Origin of the sequence: Shimia sp. R10_1 (assembly GCF_017744095.1) — a bacterium.
Classification (GTDB): Bacteria; Pseudomonadota; Alphaproteobacteria; order Rhodobacterales; family Rhodobacteraceae; genus Shimia.
In genome coordinates this window covers 78,211-98,795 of record NZ_JAGHQX010000007.1, presented here as the reverse complement: position 1 = coordinate 98,795, position 20,585 = coordinate 78,211, and the positions used below count along the sequence as shown (strand labels likewise).

General features: G+C 57.8%; 21 protein-coding genes and 1 tRNA gene. 11 read left to right on the top strand and 11 right to left on the bottom strand.

What is annotated here, in order from left to right:
- The first annotated feature begins 24 nt into the window (after nt 1–24).
- The gene (locus J7413_RS14275) at nt 25–441 is read left to right on the top strand and encodes a cupin domain-containing protein (protein WP_247743535.1); all 417 of its coding nucleotides are present in this window, start codon (nt 25–27) and stop codon (nt 439–441) included.
- 49 nt (nt 442–490) lie between these two features.
- Here J7413_RS14275 and J7413_RS14270 read toward each other — a convergent pair whose 3' ends face one another.
- The 3 genes from J7413_RS14270 to J7413_RS14260 form a co-directional block, all read right to left on the bottom strand.
- A complete protein-coding gene (locus tag J7413_RS14270; RefSeq protein WP_209099322.1) occupies nt 491–970 on the bottom strand; it encodes a hypothetical protein in 480 nt (159 codons plus the stop codon).
- 12 nt (nt 971–982) lie between these two features.
- Nucleotides 983–2,440: a dihydropyrimidinase gene (gene hydA, locus J7413_RS14265; protein ID WP_209099320.1), complete on the bottom strand. Its 1,458-nt coding sequence runs from the start codon at nt 2,438–2,440 to the stop codon at nt 983–985.
- Between the two features lie 106 nt (nt 2,441–2,546).
- Entirely contained in the window at nt 2,547–3,797 is a 1,251-nt protein-coding gene (locus J7413_RS14260; protein WP_209099318.1) for a Zn-dependent hydrolase, read from the bottom strand.
- A 153-nt stretch (nt 3,798–3,950) separates the two neighbouring features.
- Between J7413_RS14260 and J7413_RS14255 the strand changes: the two genes are divergently transcribed.
- Together J7413_RS14255 and J7413_RS14250 are read left to right on the top strand one after the other, a co-directional pair.
- Nucleotides 3,951–4,586, top strand: coding sequence for a TetR/AcrR family transcriptional regulator (locus J7413_RS14255; protein WP_209099316.1), 636 nt, complete (start codon nt 3,951–3,953; stop codon nt 4,584–4,586).
- Between the two features lie 83 nt (nt 4,587–4,669).
- Complete coding sequence (locus J7413_RS14250; RefSeq protein WP_209099314.1) at nt 4,670–5,287, top strand: TetR family transcriptional regulator C-terminal domain-containing protein; 618 nt, start codon at nt 4,670–4,672, stop codon at nt 5,285–5,287.
- A gap of 86 nt (nt 5,288–5,373) precedes the next feature.
- Here the strand turns inward: J7413_RS14250 and preA are convergent, their stop codons facing one another.
- Nucleotides 5,374–6,678: an NAD-dependent dihydropyrimidine dehydrogenase subunit PreA gene (gene preA, locus J7413_RS14245; protein ID WP_209099312.1), complete on the bottom strand. Its 1,305-nt coding sequence runs from the start codon at nt 6,676–6,678 to the stop codon at nt 5,374–5,376.
- Nucleotides 6,679–6,695: 17 nt separating this feature from the next.
- Entirely contained in the window at nt 6,696–8,018 is a 1,323-nt protein-coding gene (locus tag J7413_RS14240) for an NAD(P)-dependent oxidoreductase (protein WP_209099305.1), read from the bottom strand.
- Nucleotides 8,019–8,418: 400 nt separating this feature from the next.
- On the opposite strand from J7413_RS14240, the gene J7413_RS14235 reads away from it, so the two are divergent.
- Nucleotides 8,419–8,625: a cold-shock protein gene (locus J7413_RS14235; RefSeq protein ID WP_209099303.1), complete on the top strand. Its 207-nt coding sequence runs from the start codon at nt 8,419–8,421 to the stop codon at nt 8,623–8,625.
- Between the two features lie 498 nt (nt 8,626–9,123).
- Here J7413_RS14235 and J7413_RS14230 read toward each other — a convergent pair whose 3' ends face one another.
- The 6 genes from J7413_RS14230 to pdxH all read right to left on the bottom strand — a co-directional run bounded on the left by J7413_RS14230 (nt 9,124) and on the right by pdxH (nt 12,536).
- On the bottom strand, nt 9,124–10,053 hold the full coding sequence (locus tag J7413_RS14230; protein ID WP_209099301.1) for a ParA family protein: 930 nt from the start codon (nt 10,051–10,053) through the stop codon (nt 9,124–9,126).
- Nucleotides 10,054–10,085: 32 nt separating this feature from the next.
- Nucleotides 10,086–10,505 (bottom strand): hypothetical protein, encoded by a 420-nt coding sequence (locus J7413_RS14225; RefSeq protein ID WP_209099299.1) that lies wholly within the window; start codon nt 10,503–10,505, stop codon nt 10,086–10,088.
- Between the two features lie 151 nt (nt 10,506–10,656).
- Nucleotides 10,657–10,733, bottom strand: a tRNA-Pro gene (locus tag J7413_RS14220).
- 45 nt (nt 10,734–10,778) lie between these two features.
- Complete coding sequence (locus J7413_RS14215) at nt 10,779–11,213, bottom strand: DUF192 domain-containing protein (protein WP_209099597.1); 435 nt, start codon at nt 11,211–11,213, stop codon at nt 10,779–10,781.
- A gap of 62 nt (nt 11,214–11,275) precedes the next feature.
- On the bottom strand, nt 11,276–11,833 hold the full coding sequence (locus J7413_RS14210) for a cold shock domain-containing protein (protein WP_209099596.1): 558 nt from the start codon (nt 11,831–11,833) through the stop codon (nt 11,276–11,278).
- 97 nt (nt 11,834–11,930) lie between these two features.
- Nucleotides 11,931–12,536 (bottom strand): pyridoxamine 5'-phosphate oxidase, encoded by a 606-nt coding sequence (gene pdxH / locus J7413_RS14205; protein ID WP_209099297.1) that lies wholly within the window; start codon nt 12,534–12,536, stop codon nt 11,931–11,933.
- Nucleotides 12,537–12,663: 127 nt separating this feature from the next.
- On the opposite strand from pdxH, the gene fabI reads away from it, so the two are divergent.
- The 7 genes from fabI to trpE all read left to right on the top strand — a co-directional run bounded on the left by fabI (nt 12,664) and on the right by trpE (nt 20,349).
- Nucleotides 12,664–13,482 (top strand): enoyl-ACP reductase FabI, encoded by an 819-nt coding sequence (fabI, locus tag J7413_RS14200; RefSeq protein ID WP_209099295.1) that lies wholly within the window; start codon nt 12,664–12,666, stop codon nt 13,480–13,482.
- Nucleotides 13,479–14,093, top strand: coding sequence for a LysE family translocator (locus J7413_RS14195; RefSeq protein ID WP_209099293.1), 615 nt, complete (start codon nt 13,479–13,481; stop codon nt 14,091–14,093). Before fabI ends, J7413_RS14195 begins: the two co-directional genes overlap by 4 nt.
- Nucleotides 14,093–14,836: a murein L,D-transpeptidase family protein gene (locus J7413_RS14190; protein WP_247743534.1), complete on the top strand. Its 744-nt coding sequence runs from the start codon at nt 14,093–14,095 to the stop codon at nt 14,834–14,836. Before J7413_RS14195 ends, J7413_RS14190 begins: the two co-directional genes overlap by 1 nt.
- Before the next feature lie 79 nt (nt 14,837–14,915).
- Complete coding sequence (gpt, locus tag J7413_RS14185) at nt 14,916–15,434, top strand: xanthine phosphoribosyltransferase (RefSeq protein WP_209061153.1); 519 nt, start codon at nt 14,916–14,918, stop codon at nt 15,432–15,434.
- A gap of 264 nt (nt 15,435–15,698) precedes the next feature.
- Nucleotides 15,699–16,874 carry an aminotransferase gene (locus tag J7413_RS14180; protein ID WP_209099291.1) on the top strand — a complete coding sequence of 392 codons (1,176 nt, stop codon included), beginning with the start codon at nt 15,699–15,701 and terminating at the stop codon, nt 16,872–16,874.
- A 107-nt stretch (nt 16,875–16,981) separates the two neighbouring features.
- Complete coding sequence (locus J7413_RS14175) at nt 16,982–18,823, top strand: peptidylprolyl isomerase (RefSeq protein WP_209099289.1); 1,842 nt, start codon at nt 16,982–16,984, stop codon at nt 18,821–18,823.
- Nucleotides 18,824–18,837: 14 nt separating this feature from the next.
- Nucleotides 18,838–20,349: an anthranilate synthase component I gene (trpE, locus tag J7413_RS14170; RefSeq protein WP_209099288.1), complete on the top strand. Its 1,512-nt coding sequence runs from the start codon at nt 18,838–18,840 to the stop codon at nt 20,347–20,349.
- Nucleotides 20,350–20,585 lie beyond the last annotated feature (236 nt).

The window sequence follows — 20,585 nt, the reverse complement described above, 5'->3', positions numbered from 1 at the left end:
TGCCTTTTTCGGGAGCACGCCCCCATGACATCTTCTTCTATGCCCACCAAATGCCAAAAGCTGCGCCCAGGCGGCACTTATGCCGGCAAACAGGGTTTCAGCTATTTTGAGGGCATTGCCCGCGAAACCACCGGTGCTCAGGGCATCTGCATGCACATCCTGCGCATCCCGCCCGGCGGTCGCGCCAAAGCTCATCTGCATGAAAGCCATGAAACGGCGATCTATGTGATGGAAGGCTCCGCCGCGATGTATTGGGGCGAAAAGCTTGAGCACTATATGGAAACCGATCCGGGCGATCTGGTCTATATCCCTGCGGGCGTGCCCCACCTGCCGATCAACACCGGCACGGTGGAGGCTGTCGCCATCATCGCGCGCACCGACCCGCACGAACAGGAAAGCGTGCGCCTCCTGCCAGAGCTTGAGGATCTGGTGCCAGAGTGACATTGGCACTCCGTTCTCATCGGCGGCACGCTGCCGGTTGAAACGGTATTCACGGCACATCCGAACTCGCTCCCTTTACCATCCACATTACCGCCGAGACCAAAACCGCAATGACTGCAGCCGCCTGGCCTAAGAACGCAGCGAAAGAAAAACTGTCAGGCAGCCAGCGCGCGCTCGGTGGAAACACATCCACATTTGTCCCAAGTGCGACAAACCCCGCACAGAACGCAGCCCCTCCACATCCCAGCAAAAACGCTAGAAAGGATGGCGCTACACGATCCACAAACCACGACACCATTACAAAGACTGGCGCGGCAATAATCGCCACTTTGGGCAACAAAGAGAGTGCAACCCCAATCGCGATGAGCACGACCAAGAATGAAAACCCGGATCCTTCGATGTTTGCTGCTGTCGTGCCGCCGTGACCCAAAATGAGAAACGGAAACGCTATGGCGGTTACGCCATAGGTCACACCGAACACCGGCCCAAAGAGCCGCCCAAACTTGTTATGAAAATCGTTGTGACCCACAGATAAGTTACCTTACACACCCGTGGCCGGAATGCCGCTGCGCTGCACAGGCTGCGGCGAGGTCAGCTCTTTCCAGGTGCTCAGCGCCTTGTTGACCGTGGTGTTGGCCTCACGCTCCACAAACTTGCCGTGGCCTTCCTGCGTGCGGATCTCGCCGTCATGCACCGCCACATGGCCCCGTGTCAGGGTAAAGCGCGGCAGGCCTTTGACCTCTTGCCCTTCAAAGACGTTGTAGTCGATCGCGCTCTGCTGGCTGCCTGCGGAAATCGTCTTGGTCTTGGCCGGATCCCAGACCACAAGGTCCGCATCCGCCCCCACCAGAACCGCGCCTTTCTTGGGATAACAGTTCAGGATCTTGGCAATATTGGTGGAGGTCACGGCGACAAACTCATTGGGCGTCAGACGGCCGGTTTCCACGCCATGTGTCCAGAGCATCGGCATCCGGTCCTCAAGCCCGCCGGTGCCATTGGGGATCTTGGAGAAATCGCCCACCCCATAGCGTTTCTGCTCAGTGGTGAAGGCGCAATGGTCTGTTGCCACCACACTCAGGCTGCCCGATTGGAGACCGGCCCACAGGCTGTCCTGATGTTTTTGGTTGCGAAACGGCGGGCTCATCACCCGACGTGCGGCGTGATCCCAATCCGGGTTGAAATATTCGCTCTCATCCAGCGTCAGGTGCTGAATGAGCGGCTCGCCCCAAACGCGCTTGCCCTGCATCCGCGCACGCCGGATCGCCTCATGCGCCTCTTCACAGGAAGTGTGCACCACATAAAGCGGCACACCGGCCATATCGGCAATCATGATCGCGCGGTTGGTGGCTTCACCTTCCACCTGCGTGGGCCGCGAATAGGCATGGCCTTCCGGCCCCACATTGCCTTCAGCCAGCAATTTGGCGGTCATCTCTGCCACCACATCGCCGTTTTCAGCATGCACCATGGCAATCCCGCCCAGCTCCGCAAGACGGTTGAAAGAGGCAAACAGCTCATCATCATTCACCATCAACGCGCCCTTATAGGCGAGGAAGTGCTTAAACGTGTTGATACCGCGCTGCTCGATCACGGTCTTCATATCGTTGAAAACCTGCTCCCCCCACCAGGTCACCGCCATGTGGAAAGAGTAGTCACAGTTCGCACGCGTGGATTTGTTGTCCCAGCGCTTGATCGCATCCAGCAGGCTCTCGCCTTGGTTTGGCAGACAGAAATCCACCACCATGGTGGTGCCGCCCGCCAGACCCGCCCGCGTGCCGCTCTCAAAATCATCGCTGGAATAGGTGCCCATAAACGGCATTTCCAAATGCACATGCGGGTCAATCCCGCCCGGCATCACGTAACAGCCGGTCGCGTCCAGCTCTTCGTCGCCTTTGAGGCCCTTACCAATCTCGATGATTTGACCGTTCTCAATCAGCACATCCGCCTCATAAGACAGATCCGCCGTCACAACGGTGCCGTTTTTAATGACTTTCGTCGCCATATCTTCACTCCCTGAATATGCTGCGCCATTGGCGCTATGTCTGCGCCCCGCTTTCTCTTTCTGGAAAGTGTACCGGGGTCCGGGAGCCACGCTCCCGGTCGCTAAATTATTCGACGATCTCAGCCGTCTCGAGCACCGCATGCAAAAGCACATCAGTGCCTGCCGCCGCCCACTCTTTGGAAATCTCTTCCGCCTCATTGTGCGAAAGCCCGTCCACACAGGGACACATGATCATCGCGGTCGGCGCCACTTGATTGATCCAGCAGGCATCATGGCCTGCACCTGAGATGATATTGGTGTGACTATAGCCCAGACGCTCCGCCGCATTGCGCACGGCCGTCACGCAGCCTTCATCAAATTTCACCGGATCAAATCCGCCCACCTTCTCAAAGGAAATCGTGAGGCCCATGTCGTCAGCGATCTTCTGGCCCTCGACCTTGAGGCGGGCTTCCATGTCCTCAATCACCGACAGCTCCGGGCTGCGGAAATCGACGGTAAAGACCACCTTGCCGGGGATCACATTGCGCGAGTTCGGATACACATCAATATGGCCTGCCGCGCCCACCGCATGGGGCGCATGGGAATAGGCGATCTCATCCACCTTGTCCAAAATCCGCGCCATGCCAAGGCCCGCATTCTTGCGCATCGGCATCGGCGTCGATCCGGTATGGGCATCCTTGCCCTCAATCGTGACCTGCGTCCAGCTCAGGCCCTGCCCATGGGTGACAACGCCAATGTCCTTGCCTTCTGCTTCCAGAATGGGCCCCTGCTCAATGTGCAGCTCAAACATCGCGTGCATCTTGCGCGCGCCCACGTCCTCATCGCCACGCCAGCCGATCCGCGCCAGCTCGTCACCGAATTTTTTGCCTTCCGCATCTTCGCGGTCGTAGGCCCAATCCTGCGAGTGAACGCCCGCAAACACACCAGAGGACAGCATCGCCGGGGCGTACCGCGTGCCTTCCTCATTGGTCCAATTGGTCACAACAATCGGGTGTTTGGTTTTGATGCCCAGATCCTTGATGCTACGCAGCACTTCCAGACCACCCAAAACCCCAAGCACCCCGTCATACTTCCCGCCCGTCGGCTGGGTGTCCAAATGGCTGCCCATATACACTGGCAAGGCGTCAGGATCCGTGCCGGGATAGGTGGCAAACATATTGCCCATGGTATCGAGCCCCATGGTGCAGCCCACTTCCTCACACCAGGTCTGAAACAGCGCGCGCCCCTCAGCGTCCTCATCGGTCAGCGTCTGACGATTGTTGCCGCCTGCCACGCCGGGGCCGATTTTGGCCATTTCCATCAGACTGTCCCACAGTCGGTCGCCATTCACCTTCAGATTTTCTCCGGGTGCACCCATGACTTCACTCCCTAGTTTGGCCTGGATTCCTGACTTTTTAAGTCGGTTCCTCGCTGGCGGGGCTCTTGCTTTCACGGTCATCCTGACCGTATGGTCAATTTCAGAGCAACACAGCCTGACCATTCGGTCAAGAAAATTCTCAAGGCCCCATTCATGTCCACGACACGCCCCTCAAACAGCAAAAAACTGCGCCGCAAAGAGGCAGAAACGCTGATTTTATCAGCAGCGGAAAAAGTGTTCGCGGAGGCCGGTTTTGGCGGCGCTACCATGCAGCTCATTGCCGATGTGGCCGGGTTGCCCAAGGCAAACCTGCATTATTACTTTCCTACCAAAGAGTTACTCTATCGACAGGTGGTGCAGAATATCTTTGAGATCTGGCTTCAAGCCGCTGACACCTTTGACAACGCCGAAGGCCCCGAAGATGGCATCGGCGCCTACATTGATGCCAAAATGGAGATCTCCCGCCGCCATCCGGATGGCTCAAAAGTCTGGGCCAGCGAAGTGATGCACGGGGCGCCTGTTATTCAGGATTATCTCGAAACCACACTGACAGAATGGACAAACGGCAGAATCAAAGTGATCGAACGCTGGATTGCCGAAGGGCGCATGCAGCCCATCGATCCCCGGCATTTGCTCTATATGCTCTGGGCGACCACGCAGCATTATGCCGATTTTGGCCATCAGATCGAAACCCTCAACCACGGTGCACCGCTGTCAGATGCGCAATGGGACGAGGCGAAAAACAATATCAAATCCATCATTCTGCGTGGCATCGGCGCACTAAGCTGAGCATAAGGCGCGCACGTTATTGCCCTATGGACCGCGCCAGCGCGCTCCATTAGCCTAAATGTGACCGAGCTATGGAAAACAATATGCCTGAGGCCCCAACCCGCAAACCCAGCCGCATTCAACAGCGCAATCGCAAACGCATCCTTGATGCGGCGCTCGAGGTGTTTTCAGCGCATGGCTACCGGGGGGCGACACTCGACTTGATCGCCGAGCAGGCCGGTCTGTCAAAACCCAACATCCTCTATTACTTCAGTGGCAAAGAAGACATTCACGTCACGCTCCTCAACCAGTTGATGGAAACCTGGCTGGACCCGCTAGAAGGCTTGGACGCCGAGGGGGAACCGCTTGAGGAACTCTTGGGATACGTGCACCGCAAACTGGAAATGAGCCGGCAGTTCCCCCGCGAAAGCCGGCTGTTTGCCAATGAGATCGTGCAAGGCGCGCCGCGCATGGCCCCGCATCTGGAAACCGGGCTAAAGCCGTTGTTTGATCGCAAAGTCACCCTGATCAACCGCTGGGTCAGAGAGGGGCGCATTGCCCCGGTTGAACCACGTCATCTGCTGTTTTCCATCTGGGCCACAACCCAGCACTACGCCGATTTTGATGCGCAGGTTCGCGTGCTTACAGCGGATGAAACCGATGTGCTGGATGGGGCCGAAACCTATCTGGAACAAATGTACCGCAAGCTGCTCACCGTCTGAGCCCACGTCACCAACACACTTGTGCTTCGTCAAAAAAATGCGCCGCTGCCATCCCCAGCAGCGGCGCATCTGCGTCTTGCGACGACTTACTCTGCAGCTGTCGCCGCGGGATTGTTGGGATGCGCGGTCCAGTTACCATATTCGGCAGCAACCGGCGTCCCGGTGCGCTCATCCATCTCACCCACATCCAGCGTGCGCATGGTGATACAGTTCTCCACCGGACACACGTTGACACACAGGTTACAGGCCACGCATTCATCATCCTTCACGGTGAACACACGGTCCTCAGACATCTCGATCGCCTGGTGGCTGGTGTCTTCACAGGCCGCATAGCAGCGCCCGCACTTGATACAATCGTCCTGATTGATCACCGCTTTGGTGACGTGATTGAGGTTCAGATACTGCCAGTCGGTGACATTGGGCGTCGCCATGCCGACAAAATCCGCGGTGGAGGTATAGCCCTTCTCATCCATCCATTGGGACAGACCAGAGATCATCTCTTGAACGATCTTGAAACCATAGGTCATCGCCGCCGTACAGACCTGCACGTTGCCCGCCCCCAGCGCCATGAACTCCGCCGCATCGCGCCAGGTGGTCACGCCACCAATGCCGGAAATCGGCAGGCGCGCGGTTTCAGGGTTACGCGCGATCTCTGCCACCATGTTAAGCGCAATCGGCTTTACCGCCGGGCCGCAATAGCCGCCATGCGTGCCTTTGCCATCAATCATCGGCTCCGGGCTCATCGCATCTAGGTTCACCGAGGTGATCGAGTTGATCGTGTTGATCAGACTCACCGCATCCGCCCCACCGCGCAGCGCGGCTTCGGCGGGATACAGAATATTGGTGATATTGGGCGTCAGCTTCACAATCACCGGCAGGTCGGTGGCCTCTTTACACCAGCGCGAGACCATTTCGATATAGTCCGGCACCTGCCCCACAGCGGAACCCATGCCGCGTTCCGCCATGCCATGCGGGCAGCCAAAGTTCAGCTCAAACCCGTCACAGCCGGTTTCCGCGATCATCGGCAGAATGCGCTTCCACGCATCTTCCTCACAGGGCACCATGACCGAGGCGATCAGCGCGTGATCAGGATAATCCCGCTTCACCCGCGCCATTTCCTCCAGGTTCACCTCCAGCGGACGGTCGGTGATCAGCTCGATGTTGTTGAGCCCCAGCAGGCGCCGATCCGCACCGTGGATCGCGCCATAGCGCGGGCCGTTCACATTGACGACGGGCGGACCTTCCGCCCCAAGCGTCTTCCAGACAACGCCACCCCAGCCCGCGTCAAAGGCGCGGCGCACGTTGTATTCCTTATCCGTTGGCGGCGCAGAGGCGAGCCAGAACGGGTTGGGGGATTTGATCCCGACAAAATCACTTTCGAGATTGGCCATATCGCTTATCTCCTACCTTACGCCGACAGAGCGGCGTGAATGTCTTCGGCCGCATCACGGCCCTCAGCAACGGCGGTTACGGTCAGATCATCGCCACCCGTGGCACAATCGCCCCCGGCCCAGATGCCCTCCACAGAGGTCCGTCCGGTCTCATCAACCTTGATCTTACCCCATTCCAGCGCCGGCAAGCCTTCACCCACCAACGTCTGACCAATCGCCTTAAACACCTGATCCGCCACCAGACGCACACTTTGCCCCGTCGGCTTCAGATCATCATCGGTGTACTCAAACTCGATCTCGCGCACCGCACCATTGCCGATCACCGCTTTGGGCGACGCATTGGTGATGATCCGCACCCCTTTGGAGGCCGCCAGATCCTGCTCAAATTCTGAGGCATTCATCCGGTCTTTGCCACGGCGATAGACAAGGCTCACGTTCAGCGCGCCCAGCAGCTTGGCTTGCACCGCGGCATCAACTGCGGTCATACCGCCACCGATGACCACAACATCACGCCCGATTTCCAACTGGGTGAGATCCTTGGCCTGACGCAGCTCCGCGATGAAATCCACCGCATCCTCCACGCCGTCCTTATTCTCGCCGTCCACACCGAGCGCGTTCACACCGCCCAGACCAATGCCTAGGAACACCGCGTCAAACTCAGCCTTCAGACCGTCGAGCGACAGCCCGTCGCCCAGCTTCTTGCCGGTCTCAATCGAGATACCACCGATTTGCAGCAGCCAGTCCACCTCGCGCTCCGCAAAGCTGTCGACAGATTTATAGGCCGCGATGCCAAATTCATTCAGCCCACCCGCCTTGGCGCGCGCATCATAAACGGTCACGTCATGACCATGCATCGCCAAACGATGCGCCGCCGACAGGCCCGCAGGCCCCGCGCCCACAACCGCCACTTTCTTGCCTGTGGAGGCTGCGCGCTCAAACGGATGTACACCCGCATCCACCAGCACATCTGTCGCGTAACGCTGCAAGCGGCCAATCTCCACCGGATTGCCTTCCGCTGTCTCGCGCACGCAAACCTGCTCACACAGGGTCTCTGTCGGGCACACCCGCGCGCACATGCCGCCTAGAATATTCTGATCCAAAATCGTCTTGGCCGCCGCTTCCGGCGTGCCGGTGGCGATCTGGCGAATGAACAACGGAATGTCGATGTCTGTCGGACAGGCCGTCATACAGGGCGCATCGTGACAGAAGTAACAGCGATCCGCGGCAACAAGTGCCTCGTGATCATCAAAGCGGGGGTGCAAATCCCCAAAATTTTCGGCCAGTTCCGCAGAGGTCAGTCGCCCTGCTTGAATGCCATTGCTGAACAGTGTGTTGGACATAAGACCTCCCAGACACCTATTTGGCTACCCACTCAGGCTTGCACAGGGATTCGACTCAGGCAACATTTTTTTACCGACCGGTCAAAATAATCCACACGCGCGCCGCTCAACGCCTATAGATTAAACAGTGCAGCCCAAATCACCCCCTCTCCCCAAGGTTGATTAAACCCGTTCCAACCGCCGAAACCACGCCCCAATTGCCACTCAAGCACAGCAGAATGCCGCTTTTCATGCAATTTTCACACGATACAGCTTGCAATGCGGCGTTAAGGCATACAGATAAAAAGCGCTAAGTTTTCATCTTCGACCATCTGCTCCTATTTTGGGCTCAGTCATTCGATCATGTGACCGAGCCGCGCTGTTGCATTCCGTGGACAGCATAAGATCAGGAGAAACGACGATGGCCACAGGCACCGTCAAATGGTTCAACACCACCAAAGGCTTCGGCTTCATTGCACCGGACGAAGGCGGCAACGATGTGTTTGTACACATTTCTGCTGTTGAGCGTTCCGGTCTGACCGGCCTCGCAGACAACCAAAAAGTCAGCTACGAGCTGCGCGCGGGCCGTGACGGCCGCGAAAGTGCTGTGGATCTGGCGCTGCTGTAAGCCGCCAGTGATTGGAAAGAAAGGCGCTGCATTTGCAGCGCCTTTTTTGTTTTTGTGGCAGACACATGACTGATACTGCCTTAGTCAAAAATCGAGCTATTTACCTCTTCGGAGGCTCAGCATTCGGATTTCGGATTGCAGCTGAATTCAGTCTAGACTCGACGATCTCATGCACAATTTTTCGCTTCAACTGGTCCACTTTGTCAGTCTTGGAAATCGGCAGACCAATTTCCTTTGAGGCAAGCAAAAGCAATGCTCTTGATAGGTGCTTCTGCTCGAGTAGAGACATTGCAGCGCTAGAAGAGCTTAACTCTCTCAGATCTCGTATGACCTGACGCACTTCTTCGACTTTATGCAAGTCGGTTTCAGAGTTTTCAGTCTTTTGGAACTGAAATCGCGCTAAGTATTGCCCAAGTTTTTTTATGTCCGCTTCGGAACCTGATCTCAGTATCTGAGTAGTCCGTGACAAAATGTCAGCGGAAACTTTGTCGATTCCCATTATACCCCCGCTTTAGACTGGAACTCCTGACAGAACTCTTCAAACGATTCAACGACACTCTGGTGACTTGCGTTGGATGTCGGTTCTAACACTACAGGTGTACCGTAGGCAGGAGCACTCGACAACAGGCTATCATTGCGTTTGATATATGCGTCAAAAACGGGAGGATAGCCACTCTTGCTCAAGCGATTCATGAATACTTGCTGAGCCTGAATTGGTCCCCCTGCGTATTCTTGTATCATCGTGAAGACAACGCCAAGTATCTCTGGATCGATAGGCTCGACAATTGAGCCTCCTGAGTGATTAGCATAGTCATTAAAATCCAGTTTTAACTGATCGATACTACGCACCAAGTAGTCAATACCAAGTGTGGATAATTCATCTGGTCTCGTAGGCACCAAGATAAGATCGCTTGCAACAATTGCCGTCTTTGTAACAATGTTGAAATTCGGTGGACAATCAATAAGGACGACATCGTAACCTTTGTCCTGAATACCCGCCAAGCCATCGGCCAAGCGCTTGTGAACTTTGAGGAAGTTTTCTTTTGCCTGTGTTAAGCTTGCTCCGGAAAGTTTCGTGGCCAATTCGAGGTCAACGTTAATCAGCGCAAGATGGCTGTAGATCGCATCTACACATCCACCATTGATTGATACCTTATCGTTAATGATTTCTGGCGTTTGGATAATGTCTTTTAAGTCTGATTCCTGACCACTCAAGAAGTCATCAAACCAGGACTTGATAGTTCCGCCGGCATTGTAGTCACGGGCCCATTCGCTAGGGGTAATAAACGAAAACGTCAAACTGGCCTGTGCATCCATATCGACAACCAAGACACGTTTTCCATTCCACGCCAGCTCGGCTGCTAGGTTAGCGGTGACCGTTGTCTTGCCAACACCGCCCTTGTAGTTGATGACCGAAATGACCTTCATCGCACTCTCCTAAATTATGCCTTCTGAAGATCTTACCTACACCATTTGGTGTATTCAATGAGCAAAAAACACGCTAAAGTCGAAAAAACAATCGCGCCCGCCGTCACCAGCATCAATGATGTGATCGGTCCCCAGAGCCGCCGTTCGGGCTGTGACGGTGTTATCCAGTTCGCCACGCAAGACAGTCCTTGCACCGCCAGCGCGACCCAACTGGCCCAGAGCGGCCATTGCGGCCACCAGCCTGCGGCAGAGGTGATGGCAAATGCCATGCCAAGCAGAATGAGCACAGAGATCCCGGCCGCGATGCGCCCCGACAGGGGCAATGCACCCTCATGTGTGCCCCCTTGCGTGATCCGCCCCCAGGGCGCGCCAAAGATCAGCGCAAACTGAAATCCGATCACACAGAGACAGCTGAGAAAATAGAGATAAGGCAACGCGGCAAGGATCATCATGGTTGCGAGCCTAAGGCGAAGTCCCGCCTCAAAAAAGGCTGAAAATCCGCGCCCTCTTTCGAAGAGCTCACGCGCCTTAAGTCTCGGCGTATAAACAGAAAAAGGCGCCACCAAAGGTGACGCCTTTTTTCTTTTCCTCTCGGAGGAAACATGGTCGGGACGGCAAGATTCGAACTTGCGACCCCCTGTACCCAAAACAGGTGCGCTACCAGACTGCGCTACGCCCCGATCCGTGAGGCACCGTTTACCCCCACTGTTCGGGAATGAAAACCCCTAACAACGCCAGTTTGCGATTTCTTGTAAAAAAAATGGGTGCCGCATGGCGCTTCCCTTTGTAATTCCTAGAGATTTTGCCATTCCGCCATTGATTTCGAGCACGTATCGGATGGCCTCTCCCCCCGGAATCGGGGTCTCATCAAGGGGAATCGCCTCGTGATGTATGTGCTGAATCACACCGGCCTCATCTGCGAACAGCATGTCGAGAGGAATCAGTGTGTTTTTCATCCAGAAAGACACAGGTCCCGTGCGCTCATAAATGAAAATCATACCCGCACTGGCAGCCATCGCCGGGCGATTCATCAAGCCCTGCGCACGTTCATCAAACGTATCTGCCACTTCTACGGAGAATCGCGCCTGCCCCCAGTCCCCTTTGATCCAAAGGGTGTCTTCTCGGCAGGCACCTTGGGCCGCGCTGCGGTCTGGCAACATGCCAGACAAAGCCACTGCGACCAATACGGCGCCGATCTTTTGGCCGGCGCCCTTCTTCTGTCTTAGGAAAGTTCCAATGCTGCGTTTTCCCACGCCAATACCTCGGTTGCCATGCGACCACGTTTACCGTCGATCACACGCAGCGCCAAGGCTTCACCGGGCTGAAGGTCCGCCAGGCCGGAACGGCGCAGAACTTCGATGTGTAGGAAAATATCTTCCGAGTTGCCAAAAACATTGGCAAAGCCAAAGCCCTTGCCTTTGTCAAACCACTTCACCCGTGCTGGCTCCAGAGGGGTGGCGCGAATCTCGCTCAGGTCCATACCCTCAAAGTCCGCCAAAGCCACCGGGGCCTCTGTCATCGGCGCTTCGATTTTATGCACTTCAACGGCCTGTGCACCGCGATTTGTCGTCTGGATCGACACCTCAATAACGGAATTATCCGCAACAGAGCTTTGGCCAAAATTGCGCAGAACATTCGCATGCAACAAGATATCTGGACCACCTTCATCAGAAACGATGAAGCCGAATCCTTTGACCGGATCGAACCACTTCACCACACCAAAGATACGTGTGGTGTCTTTCTCTAGAGTACTCAATGCCTCAACCTTAGTTTGTATCATCCCCATGATGAAGCCCATCATTGCTGCATCTGGGGCAAATCGGCAAGCGCAAAAATATCTTGCATTTCATGCGCTTGCCTGTCGATTGCTGTGATGATTATGGGTTCAAGCGGGCAATTTCCCACTGTTTTTCAGGCGTTTCGCGCGTCCAGCGAAAGCGATCATGCAAACGAAATGCACCATCCGCCCAGAACTCTATTTCAATGGGATTAATCCGGAATCCCCCCCAAAAATCAGGCCGTTTCGGGCTTGTGCCATGCTGGGCGGTGATTTTTGCCACTTTTGCCATCAATTCAGCCCGCGATCCGAGAGGATGGGACTGTTTTGACGCCCAGGCCCCCAGCCGACTTTTGAGACTGCGCGACTCAAAATATGCATCTGCCTTTGGGCCCTCTTCGCGCACAACGTGTCCACGGACACGGATCTGGCGGCGCAGACTCTTCCAATGCATCACAAAAGCCGCCGCACCGGCGCTTTCAACTTCCTGCGCCTTTGCACTGCCGTAGTTGGTGTAAAAAACGAAAGCATCCTCTTCGACATCTTTCAACAACACCATCCGCGCATTGGGCATGCCAGTGGCATCCACCGTCGACAAGGCAATCGCATTCGGATCATTAGGTTCGCTCTTCTCGGCCTCTTTCAGCCAAGACCGTGCAATCTCAAACGGGTCATCGCCCGCAAATATCCCGGTACGGTCTGTCATCTATTCTCTCCGCTCGCCTTAGGGCCACACCGCATATGGTGCCGATTAGCTGCTTTGTGAAGCTCTTGATGCACCATGCGCAATCGCCTAATGGTCAGCAACAACGATTTGGGACTGGGAGTGCGGTATGTCAAATCAACTCATGGCAGGCAAACGTGGCCTGATAATGGGCCTCGCCAACGACAAATCCATCGCGTGGGGCATCGCCAAGGCCTGCGCCGATGCGGGCGCGGAACTGGCCTTTTCTTACATGGGCGAAGCTTTCAAGAAACGCGTCGGGCCACTGGCTGATCAGTTGGGCGTCGACACGCTGATTGATTGTGATGTGTCTGATGCGGCCTCCGTCGATGCGGCGTTTGCCGAAATCGAAGCCAAATGGGGCAAACTCGATTTTATCGTTCACGCCATTGGCTTTTCGGACAAAAACGAGCTGCGCGGCCGCTATGTCGACACGTCCAAGGACAACTTCCTGATGACCATGGACATCTCGGTCTACTCCTTCACCTCGGTGATGCAGCGAGCCGAAAAACTCATGAAAGATGGCGGTTCCGCCCTCACCCTCACCTATTATGGCGCTGAGCAGGTGATGCCGCACTACAACGTGATGGGTGTGGCCAAAGCCGCGCTTGAGGCCTCCGTCAAATATCTGGCCGAAGACCTCGGCAAAGACGGCATTCGCGTAAACGCAATTTCCGCAGGCCCGATCAAAACGCTGGCCGCGTCTGGCATTGGCGATTTCCGTTACATCCTGAAATGGAACGAGCTGAATTCGCCCTTGCGCCGCAATGTGTCTATTGAGGATGTGGGCAACTCTGCGCTCTATCTTCTGTCAGACCTCGGCAGCGGCGTGACCGGTGAAAATCTGCACGTCGACGCGGGCTACCATGTTGTCGGCATGAAAGCTGTGGATGCACCTGACATCGACGCTGTGGTGGGCCGCAAATGAGCCTCGCTGCCTTTATCGCGACCATCTCACTCTGCCTGATGGCCGCGATCAGCCCCGGCCCTGCCGTCTTGATGGCAGCGCGCGTAGGGCTGCGTGATGGCCTGAAAACCGGTGCCGCGCTGGCCGCAGGCATCGGCCTTGGCGCGGTTTTCTGGGCCGCCGCCGCTCTTTTCGGTCTGGCGTTGCTGTTTGAATACGCACCTTTCCTGCTGACCGCGCTGAAAATCGGCGGCGCCGCCTTCCTGATCTGGACCGCGATCAAAATGTGGCGCACCGCAGATGTGCCTCTGGAAGACGGTGAAGACGCCGCCGCCCTGCCCACGCTCTGGTCAGCCTTCCGCCTTGGCATCTGGACCCAGCTCGCCAACCCAAAGCCCGCCGTGTTCTTTGGCGCGGTTTTTGTCGGCACCATACCAAGCGACGCAACGCCCCCGGCGCTGGCGCTTGTGCTCCTGTGCATTTTCCTCGGAGAATTTCTCTGGAACACCGCGGTGGCGCGCCTGTTTTCTTTCAGCAAAACACGTGAGGTCTATGTCGACCTAAAGCACTGGATTGACCGCATCTTTGGCGGGCTTCTGGCCGCGCTCGGCATAAAAATCGCAGCGCTTTGATGCGCCGCCTCTTGGCGATCTTTGTGGCATGCAGCGCGCTTGCGGTGCTTGCCATCCAATACACACCCCAGATCCCGACACAGAAACCTGACCTGCGGTCTCCGCGTTCTGGAATTTCTGAAATCCGCGCCTACCAAACGCCGCGCCTCAGCAAAGCGATGGCCGATGCAGGCACCCGCCTTGGGGCACCAACCTACATCCGCATCTTCAAAGAAGAAAAAACCCTCGAACTCTGGCTAAAATCAGAAGCAGGTCCATATCAGCTCTTCAGAAGCTACCCAATCTGCAACCACTCTGGTGCGCTTGGCCCCAAGCTGAAAGAAGGCGACCGCCAATCCCCCGAGGGCTTTTACCGCGTGGACAAAGCCGCGCTCAACCCAAACAGCAGTTACCATCTGTCGTTCAATCTGGGCTTCCCCAACCGCTATGACCGCGCGCAGCGGCGCACCGGCAGCTATCTTATGGTGCACGGGGACTGTGTCTCTGTTGGCTGCTACGCGATGACCGATCCCATGATCGAAGAAATCTATGTCACCGTAGAGGCCGCGCTGAAGGGCGGACAGGCTTTTGTGCCGGTCCACGCCTTCCCCTTCCGCCCAACAGAAGCCCGCATGGCAAAAGCCTCCGGGCACCGTTGGGAAAGCTATTGGCAAAGTCTCGCCCCCGCCTACCATAGCTTTGCCAGCAGCCATCAACCACCAGCCATTTCTGTGCAAGATGGCCGCTATGTCGTCACGCCATAGCCACAACAATCAAACGGTTTGCGCAGCAAAGCGCTTCTGCTAGAAGAGCCGAAATCTGCCACAAAGGGGTGAGTCCACCATGAGCGAGCGTCTGCCACACGAAAAAGGTTTCCACATCAGCTGGGATCAAATCCACCGCGACAGCCGGGCATTGGCGTGGCGTCTGGACGGCAAAGGCCCTGATGATGGCGCATGGCGCGCGATTGTCGCCATCACCCGCGGCGGCATGGCGCCTGCAATGATTGTGGCGCGCGAGCTCGACATCCGTGTGGTCGACACGATTTCCGTGAAATCCTACCACTCCGGCGGCGGCAAAGCCGACCAGCGCCGCGAGGCCGAAATCCTGAAAGCCCCAGATGCCGAGTTGATGGGCGACGGCGAAGGCGTGCTAATCATCGACGATCTGGTGGATTCCGGCAAAACCCTTGAGTTGGTACGCGAAACCTACCCCAAGGCGCATTTCGCCACTGTTTATGCAAAGCCGCAGGGCGAGCCACAGGTCGACACTTTCATCACCGGTGTCAGCCAGGACACATGGATCTTCTTCCCGTGGGATATGGCCCTGCAATATGTTGAGCCGTATCGCGGCACCGACTGATCTTTGAGGATCTTCCCCCTGTGTCTGGGGAGGCGTGTGAAAGGGGGCGCTGCCCCCGCCCCATCACAGATGAGGCTCCCCCGGGATATTTTGGGCAAGAGGAAGGCCACTTCGCCCATAAAGCCGCCGATACTGACTGTCGCACGCGCTCAGGCAAACATCTGCTTGCACATCATTGCATTGGCGGCTTTTCTGCAGGAAAGCCGCTGATCCTCCCGCCTCTCGCACATAGGTCGGCCTCACCACAGATTTCAGGATGCCGCCATGACCGTGTCTCGCACCAACGCCACCTTTGCCCCGCCCGTAATGGAGGCCCGTCGCTGGCTTGAGGGCGTGGTTTTCTCAGATGACAAACCGCTCATCAACGTCAGCCAGGCTGCGCCCGTTGCCCCGCCGCCAGAGCCGCTGCGCCGCCACATTGCCGACACGGCTCTAAACGTGGCGCAGGCCCATCTCTACGGCCCGGTGCTGGGCCTGCCAGAGTTGCGTGCAGAGGTCTCCAGCCAATGGAGCGCCGCCTATGGCGCAGAAATTGCACCAGATCAGGTGGCAATCACCTCGGGCTGCAATCAGGCTTTCAGCGCAGCGCTCGCCGCAATTGCCAGCGAAGGGGATGAAGTTATCATTCCAACCCCTTGGTATTTCAACCATAAAATGTGGATCGACATGCAGGGCGTCACCGCTGTGCCGCTCAAAACAGGCGCAGATCTTCTCCCCGATGTGGCACAGGCCGCCCCGCTGATCACACCGCGCACGCGCGCCATTGTGCTGGTCACCCCCAACAATCCGGGCGGCGTGGAGTATCCGGCTTCCCTAGTGCGGGGGATGTATGATCTCGCCAAGGCCCATGGGCTGCGTCTGATCGTGGATGAAACCTATCGCGACTTTGATTCTCGCGACGGCGCGCCGCATGATCTGTTTTCTGACCCCGATTGGGCGAACACGCTGATCCACCTCTATTCTTTCTCTAAAGCCTACCGTCTCACCGGCCATCGTGTGGGCGCTATGGTCAGCAGCACCCCACTTTTGGCGGAGGCCGAGAAGTTTCTCGACACCGTTGCCATCTGTCCCAACCAGCTTGGCCAGCATGCGGCCCTCTGGGGCATGCAAAACCTGTCCGATTGGCTGTCAGAAGAGCGTGAGGAGATCCTTGATCGCCGTGCCGCCATCACCGACAACCTGCCAAAAATCGACAAAAATGGCTGGAAACTGCGCGGAGTGGGCGCATATTTTGCCTATTTCGAACATCCGTTCGATTTGGCCAGTGACGAACTCGCCCAAAGACTTGTGCGCGATCACGCCATCCTCACGCTGCCCGGCACCATGTTCATGCCCGAGGAAGATCCCGACGCCGCCCGCACCCTGCGCATCGCCTTTGCCAATGTCGATCGCGACGAAATCGGCGTGCTTTTTGACCGCCTCGCAACGGTCGCCTACTGAGCGCGCACTCTGCACCTCCGGGCAGGCCAATGTGGCTTGCCCCCCCTGCCCCAACCGCGTAGACCTTGCCCTCAGAAACTTGAACGATCACAGGGCGGACAACCGACATGGCGCAGAGCAAAACCTCTAAAACAGCGGTCTGGATTCTCATGGGCCTGCTCATTTTGGGCTTGGGTGGCTTTGGCGCAACCAGCCTCACAGGCACCGTGCATTCCGTCGGCTCTGTGGGCGACAAGGACATCTCCGTGGATGCCTACGCCCGCGCCCTTCAGGAAGAGCTGCGCGCCCTTGAGGCACAGACCGGCCAGTCCCTGCCCTTCGTGCAGGCGCAGGCTTTCGGCATTGACCGTCTCGTGCTCTCCCGCCTCGCCACCACCCGGTCACTTGATGCGGAAAACGACCGCCTTGGTCTCTCCATCGGCGACGAAAACCTGCGCAGCGAGCTGCTCAACATCCCCGCCTTTCAGGGCCTTGATGGCTCCTTTGATCGCGATGCCTACAGCTTCGCCATTGATCAGGCAGGCATGAGCGAATCCGAATTCGAAGACAGCGTGCGCGAGGACACCGCCCGCAGCCTTCTGCAGGGCGCGATTGTCTCTGGCCTGTCCATGTCGGATGCCTATGCCGATGCGGTGATCTCCTACATCGCCGAAGAGCGTGATTTCACCTGGGCGCAGCTCACCGCAGAGAACCTGACCCGCCCGGTTGAGACTCCATCGGAGGCCGACATCGCCGCTTATTATGAGGCCAATCAGGACAGCTTCATGGTGCCCGCCACCCGTCAGATCACCTATGCGTGGCTCAGCCCGGACATGATCATCGATCAGGTCGAGATCGATGAAACCGCGCTGCAGGCGCTCTATGAAGAGCGTGATGCGGAATTCAACCGCCCAGAGCGCCGCCTGGTGGAACGCCTCGCCTTTGGCGATGAGGCCGCCGCCGAAGCCGCACTCGCGGAAATCACTGCAGGCACCGCCACCTTTGAGACGCTGGTCGAAGGCCGCGGTCTTGACCTTGCAGATGTGGATATGGGCGACGTGACCAAGGCAGAGCTAAGCGCCGCAGGCGAAGCCGTGTTCCTCACCCCAGTGGGCGGCGTTGCAGGCCCCGTGCCATCCGACCTTGGCCCGGCCCTCTTCCGCGTGAACGGCATCCTGCCTGCGCAAAGCACCAGCTTCGAAGAGGCCAGCGCCATCCTGCGTGATGAGCTCGCCGCAGACCGCGCCCGCCGCCTGATTGAAACCCAAATCACCGACATCGACGATCTGCTCGCCGCAGGTGCAACCCTCGAAGAGCTGATTGACGAAACGGATATGCAACTCGGCAGCGTCGATTGGCACAGCGCCGTCGATCACCCGCTTGCGGGCTACGAGGGCTTCCGCGCCACCGCCTCGGCTGTGACCGACAGTGACTTCCCACAGATTGAAGTGCTGGAAGATGGCGGCATCTTTGCCCTGCGCCTTGACGGCGAAACCGAGGCCCACCCGGCCCCGCTCGAAGATGTGAAAGAGGCCGCAGCCGCAGCCGTCACGGCAGAGCGCACCGCCGACGCGCTGAATGCGCTGGTTGACGGGCTGATGCCACGCCTGTCCGAAGGCACCGAAATTGCCTCTTTCGGCTTCACCGCAATTGAGGAAACCGGCATGGATCGCGGCGGCTTCATTCCCGGCACCCCGGCAAACTTCCTGTCCTCCGTGTTTGAAATGGAAGCGGGCGAAATCCGCGTGCTTGACAGCGCAAACGGCGTGATCCTTGTGCGCCTTGATGCCATCACCGCGCCGAAAAACGACGAGCCGGAAATCGCCGCCCTCAAATCGCGCATCACCACGCAGCTGGCCAGCGGCGTGTCCCAGGACATGTTCCAGGCCTATGCCGAGGCGCTGCAAGCGATGTATCCGGCAGAGATCAATCAGCAGGCACTGAATGCAGTGCACGCGCAGTTCCAATAAGAAAGGTCGCCAAGGTGGACCTGACCCCGAGCTTTGAAGACTTCGCCACCGCCTACGAGGCGGGCCAAAATCAGGTTGTCTACACCCGGCTTGCCGCCGATCTGGATACCCCTGTGTCCCTCATGCTGAAACTCACCGGCGCGCATAAAGATGCCTTTATGCTAGAGTCGGTGACCGGCGGAGAGGTGCGCGGGCGCTACTCCATCATCGGCATGAAGCCCGATCTGATCTGGCAGTGCCATGGCACAGAAAGCCGCATCAACCGGTCTGCGCGCTTTGATCCGGATGGCTTTGCGCCACAGGAGGGCGATCCACTCACCAACCTGCGCGCCCTCATTGAGGAGAGCCGCATCGACTTGCCCGAAGACCTGCCACAGGCCTCCGCCGGTCTGTTTGGCTATCTTGGCTATGATATGATCCGGCTGGTCGAGCACCTGCCCAACATCAACCCCGATCCGCTTGGCCTGCCCGACGCCTGCATGCTGCGCCCCTCCGTGGTCGCCGTGCTGGATGGTGTGAAAGGCGAGGTCACCGTGGTCTCCCCCGCATGGGTGAGCGAAGGCCAATCCGCCAAAGCCGCCTATGCACAGGCCGCCGAACGAGTGATGGATGCGGTGCGCGATCTGGAACGCGCCATGCCCCAGGCCGCACGCGATCTGGGCGAAGCGCGCGAGGTGGCCCCGCCCACCTCCAACTTCACCAAAGAAGGCTACATGGCCGCTGTGGAGAAGGCCAAAGACTACATCAAGGCAGGCGACATCTTTCAGGTGGTCCCAGCGCAGCGCTGGACGCAGGATTTCCCGCAGCCGCCGTTTGCGCTCTACCGTTCCCTGCGCCGCACCAACCCCTCGCCGTTCATGTTCTACTTCAACTTCGGCGGCTTTCAGGTGGTAGGCGCGAGCCCCGAAATCCTCGTGCGGGTCTTTGGCGACGAAGTGACCATCCGCCCCATCGCAGGCACCCGCCCCCGTGGCGCAACGCCGGAAGAGGACAAGGCGCTTGAGGAGGATCTGCTGGCCGACAAGAAAGAGCTGGCCGAGCACCTCATGCTGCTCGATCTGGGCCGCAACGACACCGGCCGCGTGGCCAAGGTCGGCACCGTGCGCCCCACCGAGAAATTCATCATCGAGCGGTATAGCCACGTGATGCACATCGTCTCCAACGTCGTCGGTGAACTGGCCGAGGACAAAGACGCGCTTGATGCCTTCTTTGCTGGCATGCCCGCCGGCACCGTTTCCGGTGCGCCCAAAGTGCGCGCCATGGAAATCATCGACGAGCTGGAGCCAGAAAAACGTGGCATCTATGGGGGCGGTGTGGGCTACTTCAGCTCCGGCGGCGACATGGACATCTGTATCGCCCTGCGCACCGCGATTGTGAAAGACGAAAAGCTCTACATTCAGGCCGGTGGCGGCGTTGTCTATGACAGCGACCCGGAGGCCGAATACATGGAGACCGTCCACAAATCCAACGCCATCCGCCGCGCCGCCGCAGACGCCGCGCGCTTCACCGGCAACGGCAATTCGTGAGCTAGACTGTAAAGCGTCCTTCTGAAAACCAGCAGCACGCGGTCACCACCCTTTCACGGACGGCGAAGCCGACCAGCCCCCGACCCTCCCCAAGGGAGGGGGCTCCACCCCCACCCAGTGTCGGGGGCTGGCCTCTTTGAACGGAGGCAAGCCTTCTCGTTTCATTGGACCGCGCTCTCTCACAACTCACCGCCCAACACCCGCCCTACCACGGAGAAATTTCGCGGGACTTGACA